We start from the raw sequence: 12,004 nt of genomic DNA on the forward strand, positions 1-12,004 counted from the left end.
TAAGTTGTCACAAGACTACATGTGGAGGAAGTGGGGATAGGCTATGGTTTTAGGCTGTTTGATACTCGTGCTTATCATCGTCGCCAGCAGTGAAAAAGCAGAAGCCATTGCTAAAATCAATGAAGACAATTAGCAAGAGGTAGCTTCGCTTCCCCGTAAGTATTCAGGGATTTTTTGGCGTGAATTGGTTCAAGTAATTTCCAGCGGGTTATTGGGTATAATAACGCAAGGCTGTACGATTAGCACATAATCAGCTGGAAATACCAAAATCCCTAAGGAGGTCACATGGAGAACGAGGCGCTGCTTCAGGTTGAACATTTAGCACTTAAGAAACAGAAGATATTCCGGCAAAGCGTAATGCGCTATATTGCCAGAGCCATGCTGGCCAGTATGTTTATCGGATTCGGTGTAATTGTAGCCTTTAAGACAGGCAACTATTTCTTTATGGAGCAATCCCCCTTTGCATATCCAATGGCTGCGATAACTTTCGGAGCGGCTATTATTCTAATTTCTTTTGGTGGTGGGGATTTATTCACCGGAGATACTTTTTATTACACATACACGGCACTAAGACGGAAAATGAAATGGTCTGAGGTTATCCGCATGTGGATCATGAGTTATATCGGTAATATTCTTGGAGCTGCCGTTTTTGCCTTGCTGATTTTTTTGACAGGACTGTTCTATAGCTCAGATGTAAACGGATTTTTGTTATATGTAGTGGAGCATAAGATGGAAGCCCCGGCAGGTCAGCTTTTCTTTCGGGCCATTCTTTGTAACTGGCTCGTTTGTATGGCTTTTTTTATACCCATGAATATGAAAGGCGATGGGGCCAAAATGTTCGCAATGGTCTTATTCGTATTCTGTTTTTTCATCTCCGGCTATGAGCATAGTATTGCCAATATGTGTACCTTTGCGATTGCGCTTGTACTTGATCATCCCGGAACGGTATCGTGGTATGGAGTGTTCCATAACCTTGTCCCCGTTACGATCGGCAATTTAATTGGCGGTGGCGTACTGATGGGGGTAATGTATTATTATGTGAATAAACCTTTTTTGGATGACACTAAGCATTAACAGAAAAACAGAAAATAATAATCCTCCAAAACTTCGCTCTTTTACAGGGGTGGAGTTTTTTTGTGCAGAAAGTTATTTTTTAACATTGGGATTATTTGATTTTTAAGGATTGAAAAGGATTAGAGGGAGAGAGGTAGAATACATAATTATGCAATGCAAAATTGAAGATTCATACAGAATGGGGTAAGGGCTTTGGATGAGACAACAGGGATACTGACGGATGAGACCATTATTAAGGCTTCCAATCAGCATTGTATAGACCAAGGAATTGATCCTGAGCAACCGCCTGTCTTTGCAAAGGGATATTCTGCTGATGAATTGGGAGCGCAGCTTAGCGTATATAGTGAAGTGATTGAGGTTATCGAATTTTTTGTCAAAAAATTTCTGTCCTCAGTAAAGGGGAACCCGATCCTAATTACGATTTCGGATGATGCAGGTTATCTATTGGCGTTCCAGGGAGATGCGACGATTATTGATCTCGTAGGACAGGTAGGCATCAAAGAAGGCGTGCAGATGAACAAAGAGGTGGGTACCAATTCAATCGCTTTAGCCCTTGAATATCAGAGGCCATTCCAGCTGACAGGACGAGACCATTTCCATCATATTTTGCATCATTTAGTATGCTGTACGGCTCCATTTTATAAAGAAAATGGGCAGGAAATCTTAGGCACAATTTCATTTATGGCAGATATAGATGTAGCCCATCCCCATTTGCTGCCTCTGCTCTGTACGATGGCTGACTCGATTGAACGTGAGATTTTGTTGCGGAGAGGAAATTCTCAGCTGCAATTATTAAATCGGATTTTGCTAGAGACCAATTACTTAGGGGTAATCATAACAGATCAATTCGGAACAGTCGTGAATATAAATGAGAACGGTTTAGCCATGCTTCATTTGGGTGGTGAGCATCAAGAGTCTGTTGTTGGAACTAGTGTCTTTGAAATTAGGAATGTGGGCGCATACTTTCAACATGTCATCATACATCATGTCGCATGTGCCGGGTTAGAAGTGATTCAGGAGAAAAACGGGTTGTTCGAGCATTATATGTTAGATGTACTACCCGTTTACGATGCGAATGGTTACTTAGCGCGTGTGATTGGAAGTTTGCGCAACATCACGGAGATGAAAAGAACGGAAGAAGTGCTGCGCAATACAGAAAAGCTAGTGGTCGCAGGACAACTGGCCATGAGCATTGCACATGAGATCCGCAATCCCCTGACTACGGTGAAAGGGATGCTTCAACTGGCTAATAAAGATTCACGTCTGCTGCATTATGATCTCATTATGTCAGAAGTGGAAAGAATGAATCTCATTGTGAGCGAGTTTCTTATTCTGGGTAAGCCGCAGGCTGCGCATTATATGACTGAACAATGTAGTACGATCCTTCTGGAAGTATTGAATATCTTCGCGATTCAGGTGGAGATGAATAATATAGCGTTGAATACAAAGATCCATTATGATGCTGAGATCGAATGTGACCGCAATCAGATTAAGCAGATTTTCCTGAATATCCTAAGAAATTCAATGGAAGCTTTGCCTTTTGGCGGGAGCATTACAGTAACTCTTGATGTGAAGGATGAATTCCAGGTGATTACCTTTACCGATAATGGAGAGGGTATGAACAAGGAAGTTCTGGAGAAATTAGGGGAGCCCTTTCACACGACCAGAGGCGATGGGAATGGACTTGGCTTCATGATTGTCAAAAAAATCGTGACTGCCCACAGAGGATATGTGGCAATAGCTAGTGAAAAGGGAGTGGGCACAGCCGTTACAATTTATCTTCCAATGGCACATTCATACCACAAATGAAACAGCAATAATTCATAATTAAAAAGACTCTTCCGCCCGGTATAGGCGAAAGAGTCTTTTTGTATATCCATTTGCATCTAAGTGTGAGGAATCACCACTTTGAGCCACCCGATGAATTTCCACCGGATTTGCCGCCGCCACCGCCCCAAGAAGAACCGCCGGAGGATTTGCCGCCACTGCCGCCTCCGCCCCAGGAAGAGCCGCCGGAGGAACGTCCCCCACCGAATCCGCCTGAAGAAGGAGGACCAGAGGACATTCGTTTACGGGCTTGTGCACGCCGCTGTTGCTCTCTCATCATGGCTAGCTGGGCCAGCCGTTCTTCCTCTTCCTTTTGGCGAATGATTCGGTTCGCTTCATTCACAAAGGAAGTGATGTGAGCGTCATAAGCGCGGCCAATCGATTCCAGTTCCTCTAGGTTGTAAGGCCGGGATGACAGCCGTTGCTCCAACTGGCTATATTCCGGCAATAAGGACAACTCAAAGCGGATTCTGGAAGACAAGCCTCTGCTGTGCAGCATTCGCTGGGTCGTCTCTACCCGGCTTTGTCCTTCGGAGAAGAGACGTTGTACTTTATCAAGTCTTTCATTTAATACATTTAGACTTTCAGAGACACCGTCATATTGCCGGCCAGCTTCATCCTGCAATGACAGCAAGCGCTCCAGCGCATCGTGGGCCTTGTCATATTCGCCCCGTTCATCACTGGTCCAGTTCTCAATTTGCGCCACTTCACCTGCGCCTTCCCGAAGACGTGTGCTCCACTCCGTCAGAATATTCTCTATAGTAGCTACATGCTGTTCTTCGAAATGTACACGTGCTTCTGTAATTCGTGCCTGCAGCTCGTCTCGCCGCTGTTTCAAATGGCTCCATGTGGTGCGGAATGTCTCTAGATCTCTACGGTTATTCTGCCGCAGCAGTGCTTGTTGCTCTGTCATAGCAATAGCTTCATCCAGAAGAAGGTCTAGACTGGCGCCGATTCTGCGCACCTCATCCATATCTCCTATACGCAGTGGCGCTTCAAGAGTCAACGATTCTGCGCGGGCCTGCTCCAGGTGATCATATGGCTTAACCTTCATATTGTGCAGTGAATTCTGTTCAATGATCCCGGTGATTTTGGCACGTGCCGCAGCTAATACCGTAGGGAATTTGTTTAGCTTATCATCATAGAGATCAACATCCTTCAGATCCTGTTCGATCTTTTCCTGACGTTCCTGTGCATCCTCGGTAACCTCTTGTGCAGCAATGGGATCAAAAAGCTCTAATTGGTCTGCCTTAGCTGTCTCCTCCGCAAGCTCCTTAAGTTCTTCTACAATTTCTTGAAGTTCATATCCGGTTTCTTTAACTGCACCTTGCAGTTGCTCTTCAAGCTCCGGCGTATCCTCTTTCAGCTCTGTAATACGCTGTTTGACATTGCGGTCAGCTTCGCTGATGACAGCAATGTGTTTCTCTTCCTCTTCAAGCGCTGCGCGGAAGGAAGCTTCGGTCAGCTGTAATTGTTTCACAGCTGTCTTGAGGGCAGCCAAGCGATAAAATGCCGGCTGAACGCCTTGACCTTCGCTTTGTAGTGCAGAGATTTCAACGAGCTTGGCAGACAGCCGCTTAGAAATACCCTCGACTAGCTCTCCCGTCTTGCCTTGAACGATCCCTTGAAAAGGATTTAGCGATTCCAGTGCCCGATTTGCCTGGACCATTAAATTAGATAACTGTTTCTGTTGCTCGCTAAGCTGCTTGCGACGACGCAGGCCCGTAACCACTACAAAGAGTACAAGGAGGATTAGAAGGGCTCCGATAAGAATCGCTGCAATCATAAACATGGAGCTGCTGGAGCGGTTTACACCATTCCCGGCGCCGACTGCGCTCCCGCTTCCTGCGGTTCCTCCAGTATTGCCGGCACGATCTCCAATAGAATGGATGGCATTAATCAAAGTCTTTGTCCCGCCAGCGAAGTCCCCTTTTTTGGCATAAGGAATGAAATAAGTGTCGAGCAGTTTTTGGATGGCTGAACTTCCCGAGGACCCTCCCTGATTCTTAGACCAAGTATTTAACGAGCTTTGAAAGTCTGGATTTAAGAAATTTAGCTCAATGGACTGGTCACCAGCGGAGATCAGCAGTAGAAGATCCCGCGTGGACAGTTTCCACGAGTCGTAAACCTTGTCTGCATACTTATCAGCTGGAGTACCGTCTGTGGAATCTACAGTGAGTACGTGGATGGTCAGGAGTTCTCCAGTAGCGGTAGCAGAAATAGACGCGGCTTCTGCGGAACTGAACATTTCAGCGTTATCGGTAACGAATCCCTGCTGTGCAGGAATTCCAGCGGCATATGCACCGGGTATCCATAACAGGCTGAGCATTAAGAATAAAGCTATATACTTTTTCAAGCTGACACGCTCCGATCTGAAGGGCTTTTTATTCTATATATTATGCTGATAATTATACTATATCATTAACCATCAGGTGACCTGGAGATACTCCTATTATTATATAGCTATGTCGGCATACCAACAAAAAAAGCCATGCTCCCAATAAGGGAACACGGCGTATATTCAGAAGCATTATCTTGTCGGCAGACAGAGAATGTATTGCAGTCTGGATTTAATTTCTTTTTGCCATTTCAAATCTCCAACTTTAACGGCAAGATTGAGCAGATCCAGATAATCGTCAACCTGTAATGTTGTTCGGGTAGAGGTAACGTTCATGGGTGATCAGTCTCCTTTTAACTTAAATATAGTAAATTGAAATTATTAACGCTTATAATAATGATAATCATTATCATCGTTTGTCGTTATTGCTATTATCCACATTTTCTATGTAAAAAGCAATATAAAAATCCAGACTTCGTAACTTTTATCATTTACAAATAAAAGAGTCCATCGAAAGATGGGGATTTGCGTATAATGTGTGGTTTTAGGAAAGAATTAGCAGGAATCTTACCATATTTTGTCGAATACTTTTTAGAATAATGCTTTAAATTCTAAATTTTTGCAAAAAGGGGAATTGGGCAATGAAGCGGTGCACAATGTTGCTTCTGATTATTTTTCTGCTTTTGCTCGTACCTCCTACAGCCGCTCACGCCGAAAGAGAGGATATAAGGTACCAAGTAGAACTGGAATATCCACCGTATAAATATGTAGAAAATGGGTATTTGACCGGGTTTGATATTAATTTGAGCACGATGATTTTTGAGAAGCAGGATTATCTTATTCACTACAGTACTGGGCAATGGGATGAAGTTTACAGTCGGCTGATTCAAGGAGATATTGAGATAGCAGGTCTTATGGCAATTACGGAGTCGCGTAACCAAGAGGTGTTATTTTCAGATCCGGTTATTAAAAACTATATTTCCATCTATGCAAGGCGAGAGCTTGAGGATGAGATCGATTTAAAGACGTTGGGAAGTTATAAGATTGGGTTAGGGAATGGACAGTATTCTGCAACCGTGCTGAACAGCAAGGTGGGGATTACAAATTACATAGAGTATGCAACGACTCCTGAAGCTTTAAAGGCTCTTGAAAAAGGGGAAATCGACCTTCTATTTGAGAATCAGGAAGTGATCGATTATCTGATTGCTGAACAGAAATTGAAGGGGAGTATTATCAAAAAAATGAGCAATCTCTACCCTAGGGATGTTGCTTTTGCAATAAGTAAATCCGCTCCGGAGCTAGTAACTTATGTTAACGAGAGATTGGATCGCCTGCATCGTTCCGGTGCTTTTGAAGAGCTGTATCAGCACTATTTCTACGTTCATTCAGATTATTATAAAGTTATGATGCGCAATAGATTTATTGTGGGAGCCATTATTCTGCTTGGTCTTCTAATCATTAGTGCGGTTTTGCTAAAAATGTATATTAATCACTTACGGCGTGCGGTTTATTCGGAACAGCAATTTTTTGAGGATGTAATAGAGCATAGCGGTATGGTGGTTTGGGCTGTGCAGGCGGATAAAAAGGTAGTTCGGTTTAACAATTACGCTGAGCGAATGACGGGCCTATGCGAGAATGAAGTAGTGGGCAAAAACATTGCGGATATGGAGGGTCTGACAGGCAGTACGGCGGCTATTCGGAATCTGCTGGAAAGAGCCGTACAGCTTGACTATGTTGATAATATCGAGCATAAACTTCCGGACAATTCGCCAGCAGCGCGGTATTTTTCATTTCGGACCACCTTGTTAAAAGGATTGGATAAGCAGGCAGCTGATATTTTTGTGCTTGTAGGAGTGGATATCGATGAGCGCAAACAAAATGAGCTAAGGCTTCAGCAAAGTTATGAGGAACTGGAAGCTACTTACGAAGAGCTGTCAGCGACAGAGGTCGAGCTACAGGAGCAATTTGCTAAGCTGCAGGTAGGTGAACGACGGTTCAGTCTCGCGACAGAGGGTTCTGGTGCTTACATGTGGGAGCTTGATTGGGAGACAGGACTGTATAATCTATCGGATCGCTGGTACAAGCTCATGGGCTATACGGAGGATGAAATCAATTCATTCGAAAATGGGGTGCTTAGTATTATTCATCCCGATGACCAGCCATCATCCCAAAAGGCAAGACATGATCATCTGGCAGGTTTAACACCTATCTACGAGACGGAATACCGCATGCGGACCAAAGATAATCAATTCGTCTGGTTTGAGGTAAGTGGTAAAGCTATCGTTGATCCAAAGGATGAAGTTGTGTTATTTATCGGTTCACTGATTGATATTAGTAAGCGGAAGCAGGTAGAGCTAAAGCTGAGCAACAGTTATCAGGAGCTTGAGGCAACCTATGAACAGCTAACAGCCACACAGCAGGAGCTTGTAGAGCAATACGATATGCTGGTGGAGAATCAAAAACACATGCATCGTCTAGCTTATGTGGATGAGCTTAGTAATTTACCCAACCGTGTATGTCTACTGGAATCTATGGAGAAATATCTGCAATGTTCAGGAGGCAAGGCGGCGCTGTTGTTCGTAGATACCGATAATTTTAAATACATCAATGATACCTTAGGGCATAAATCCGGTGATGTTCTCATTCAGAAGGCTAGCAAAAGGCTGCAGTCGTTGGTGCGTGAAGGGGATATGCTCTCTCGGCTCGGTGGGGATGAATTCGTGATTTTTATTAAGGATATAGAAGACCACGAGGATGTGTTAGACCTGGCGGAGCGTATCATGAGAGCGTTCAGGCAGTCCTTTTTAATCGGAGAGAGTTATTTGTACGTTTCCGTAAGCATCGGAATTTCCTTTTATCCGGAAGATGGGGAGACCACCGAGCAAATCTTAAAAAATGCGGATGTCGCTATGTACCGGGCAAAAGAGGATGGCAAGGGGACTTATGTGGTATATGACAAATCCATGCATACTGCGTTTAATGAACGGATGAATATAGAGAAGCATTTGCGCAGTGCCATGAATAATAATGAGTTTGAGCTATATTATCAACCGCAGGTGGATATCCAGTCTGGATTAATCTCTGGTTTTGAGGCTTTAATTCGCTGGAATAGTCCAACGCTGGGCTTTGTATCTCCACTTTCTTTTATCAAAATCGCCGAGGATTCCAGGCTGATTATTTATATTGGAGAATGGGTGCTTAGGGAATCGTGCATCTTTATGAAGGGCATTCAAGATCGTATGGGCATTCCTTACAAGATATCAGTTAACATTTCCATTATTCAACTATTGCAGGATGATTTCGTCGAGATGGTGCAGGAAAGTCTGGCTGAAAGCGGGCTAAAGCCTAGTTGTCTTGAACTGGAAATCACCGAGTCTATCTTTATGGAATCGTTTGAGAGTATCGTGAATAAGCTTCAATTCCTCAAATCCCAAGGCATTCGTATTGCGCTGGATGATTTCGGAACGGGGTACTCATCTCTTAGTTATTTGCAGCAATTGCCGATTTCTACGCTTAAAATGGATAAAACCTTTATCGATTCGCTTTCGGAAAAAGCTTACAGCCAGTCTTTTGTGCAGACCATTATACAGCTGGGACACAATATGGGGCTGGAGGTCGTTGCGGAGGGGGTGGAAGAGATCAGCCAGCTGGATTTCCTCAGAAAATCGGGCTGCGATAAGGTACAGGGGTATCTGGTTAGCAGACCTGTTCCGAAGCAGGAAGTGGTGGAGCTTTTGGAACCGCAGAAGCGTTACGGAATATAGCAGTTGATACACAGCCCTCATCTACAAGGTGGGGGTTTTTGGTGTGAAATGCTTCTGAAATTAAGGCTTTGCAAAAAAACAAGCTCCGACAGATAAACAGTGTCTGTGGAGCTTGTCACTAGCTGATGACAATTTTATTCTTCCCGGTGTTTTTAGCTTCGTAAAGTGCATTATCAGCCTGCTGAAAAGTGGAATTTTTGGAGTCTGCGCCTGTGTAATCATGCATCCCGATACTGACGGTTATGCTTTTACCTTCCATTTCGGCAAAAGGGGTATCGGCTACTTTGGCTAGAATTTGTTGCATGATTTCATAGGATCGCTCAAAGGTTTTGGTAGTCAAAATGACAATGAATTCCTCGCCACCGTACCGCGCGGCGAAATCATCAGGACCGATATACTCGAGCAGAATCGCTGCGACTTTTTGTAATACGATATCTCCAACGGAGTGTCCATAGCAATCATTTACTTTTTTGAAATTATCGATATCCATAACGGCAAGCTGCATGGAGAATGGATTACTCTGCTGGTGCTCAATTAGCCAACCTAAATATTCGTGAAAAGTCTTGTGATTATACAGATCAGTCAGGGGGTCTATCTTAGATAGACGATCCATAATTATATTCTGAATGCGTAATTCCTGTTCTGACTTAACGGAGTTCTGCAGGGATTGCATCAAATCACGTCCACGAACGATTACTGCAAAACCTGCCAAAGCAGTGCCTGCAAAAATAAGAGCGATAATGATAGTTTGGGTGATCGGTAAGTACTGGTGAATGGGTGTCCTGGTGAATAAAATGATCGTGTACAGTAGAGAAATAGCAGAAGTGGCTATCATATAACTGCTCTTCAGATAGATCATCGAGACTAGTAGCGGGAACAGCATAATTAATGATTTAACATGCAACTCATCGCTGAGATTGACGATAATCAAAACCGCAAATAGATGGCTTGCAACCGTAATGGCGAGTTGGGCCCATAGGGGCTTCCATCTGTAGATTACTTCTAGAATAATGATCAAACTCACTATGATGGAATCAGAAATCAACGAGTGCTCAATATAATCGTACCTGGTAGGGGTTTCCGGACGCTGGCTCCATAAGGATAGAGAAACAATGAACTGGATACTTAAATACACAATCAGGATGATCCAGAATGAATTGAGAAGCACACGATTCCAATAGGTCTGACGAGGAGTTTGAGGTGTGGCGCGCATAATGTGATCCTCTTTTCCAGTGGCAATATGCTTATATATTCGACAATAAGCTCAGGTTTCCTCTTGATGGCTTTCTTGGAAGCGGGAGATCAACAAGCATCTTTATAAGGGGAAGTTGCCTTGCCCGGGGAATGATTGAACGAAAAGGAATACTATAGAAAGTATTTCCTTTAATTAACTCTGCTGATATAATGTTAGAATACATAACATCAATCGAGTGGAGTGGAAGTAAAGATGCAGATCCGTCGAAACCAGATTTTCGAAGTCGTCCTGTTGCTTCTTGTCAGTATGTACAGCTTATTGATTGACATGCTCTGGATTCATAAGCTGGTGATTATTCTGCTTATGGGTTCTCTAGGATGGTTCTCGCTGAATACATCCCGCTACGGTTATCGCAAAGAAGCGCTGCTGAAGGAGTCACAGAACAAAGTGGAGCTTCTTGGCAATGAGATTGTAGTTACCTCGGATCGGCTGCATGGTGCACTTGAAGAAATCAGCCGCCATACAGAGCAGCTGCAGCAGACAGCAGATTATTCACACGCGTATGAAACGGATTTAAGGATTCGCAGCAACGAAGCTAAAGCCAATATTGAAGGGGCCTATCGGACGATGGGCGGTGTAGCCTCAGTTACAGCACATATCGAAGAATTGACGGAAAAACTAGGCTCGAATATGCAATATGCTCGGCAAGGAATGACAGCAATGGTAGATTCCCTGAGCATTGCAGATGTGGTGATGAAGGATCTGCAAATACAGAGTGGGGACATGTTAGCTAAGTTTACTACCCTGAGTAATCATATTGCGATGGTAGAGGAGATCAATACATTGATTAACTCCATTGTGAATGAGACCTCATTGCTCGCGCTGAATGCTTCTATTGAAGCGGCCCGGGCCGGTGAACAGGGCCGCGGATTTGCAGTAGTGGCCAGCCGGATTCGGCAGCTGGCTGATCAAAGCAAGAGCTCGGTAGACCGCTCCTCAGGCATCTTGCTTGACATTAATAATGGAGTACAGCAGGTGCTGGAATCCGTTACGAAAGAGCAAGTCTCAGTGGAGCGTGGGGTGAACGAGGTCGGCACGGTGAAGCTTCGACTCGATGATATCGCGTCGAGAGTAGATGAAGTAGGCAGCGCCGTGACGGAAACAATCGATGCTGCCGCGAAGCAGGGCAAGCTGATTGTAGAAGTGACAACGGAGCTGAGCGGTGCGGTGGCGATCGTGAATGAGACGATTGCCAATGTAGACCTTACGCTGGAGCAGGTGACACGGCAGCGGGATCAAATTGGGCAGCTGAACGAAGTCAGCGCCAATCTGTTAGCGGAGTCGCAATCCTTGCAGCAATCGGTTACTAGCATTGCGGGCAGAGCGGAAATTGAGATGAGCCAATATGCAGCCCGGCTTCAGGAAATGCAGAGTCTCTTGGAGACGATTTCCGCCAAGGAAGAACTTTACGCTCCAGATACTGAAGTTCATCAAGGTGTTTTGAACGCTTACATTAAGAAAATTCCAGATGTACAAGCCATTTGGTCTAATCGGACGGATGGAACCTTTATCTACTCCGAGCCAGCGGCTGGCTTGTTGAATGCTAAGCGGCGTGATTGGTGGAATGGGGCCATGAATGAAGGTGAATATGTCTCTAAACCTTACGTATCTGCGATTACGAAACGTTCTTGTATTACATTATCTAGAGCAATCCGGAATCGTCAGGGAGATGTAGTAGGCGTGGTGGGTATTGATTTAGCGGTGTAATAAAGCAACAGCAGCAAGCCCTTCTGTAGCAGAGGCTTG

Annotated in this window: 7 protein-coding genes; 4 read left to right on the top strand and 3 right to left on the bottom strand. The window is 44.4% G+C overall.

Features of this window, described 5'->3' with window-relative positions; genetic code table 11:
* The first annotated feature begins 285 nt into the window (after positions 1–285).
* Complete coding sequence (locus tag NSQ50_RS01790; protein ID WP_036687433.1) at positions 286–1,074, top strand: formate/nitrite transporter family protein; 789 nt, start codon at positions 286–288, stop codon at positions 1,072–1,074.
* Positions 1,075–1,266: 192 nt separating this feature from the next.
* A complete protein-coding gene (locus tag NSQ50_RS01795) occupies positions 1,267–2,883 on the top strand; it encodes an ATP-binding protein (RefSeq protein WP_036687435.1) in 1,617 nt (538 codons plus the stop codon).
* Positions 2,884–2,974: 91 nt separating this feature from the next.
* On the opposite strand, the gene NSQ50_RS01800 is transcribed toward NSQ50_RS01795, so the two are convergent.
* Together NSQ50_RS01800 and NSQ50_RS01805 are read right to left on the bottom strand one after the other, a co-directional pair.
* A complete protein-coding gene (locus NSQ50_RS01800; RefSeq protein ID WP_076101188.1) occupies positions 2,975–5,257 on the bottom strand; it encodes a TPM domain-containing protein in 2,283 nt (760 codons plus the stop codon).
* Positions 5,258–5,431: 174 nt separating this feature from the next.
* Positions 5,432–5,575, bottom strand: a complete 144-nt coding sequence (locus tag NSQ50_RS01805) for a hypothetical protein (protein WP_167348483.1) — start codon at positions 5,573–5,575, stop codon at positions 5,432–5,434.
* A 305-nt stretch (positions 5,576–5,880) separates the two neighbouring features.
* Between NSQ50_RS01805 and NSQ50_RS01810 the strand changes: the two genes are divergently transcribed.
* A complete protein-coding gene (locus NSQ50_RS01810) occupies positions 5,881–9,003 on the top strand; it encodes an EAL domain-containing protein (RefSeq protein WP_051491508.1) in 3,123 nt (1,040 codons plus the stop codon).
* Between the two features lie 118 nt (positions 9,004–9,121).
* On the opposite strand, the gene NSQ50_RS01815 is transcribed toward NSQ50_RS01810, so the two are convergent.
* Complete coding sequence (locus tag NSQ50_RS01815) at positions 9,122–10,216, bottom strand: GGDEF domain-containing protein (protein WP_076224874.1); 1,095 nt, start codon at positions 10,214–10,216, stop codon at positions 9,122–9,124.
* A gap of 234 nt (positions 10,217–10,450) precedes the next feature.
* On the opposite strand from NSQ50_RS01815, the gene NSQ50_RS01820 reads away from it, so the two are divergent.
* Positions 10,451–11,965 (top strand): methyl-accepting chemotaxis protein, encoded by a 1,515-nt coding sequence (locus NSQ50_RS01820; RefSeq protein WP_076224877.1) that lies wholly within the window; start codon positions 10,451–10,453, stop codon positions 11,963–11,965.
* The last annotated feature ends 39 nt before the right edge of the window (positions 11,966–12,004 follow it).

Source organism: Paenibacillus sp. FSL R10-2788 (assembly GCF_038003885.1).
Classification (GTDB): domain Bacteria; phylum Bacillota; class Bacilli; order Paenibacillales; family Paenibacillaceae; genus Paenibacillus_AQ; species Paenibacillus_AQ odorifer.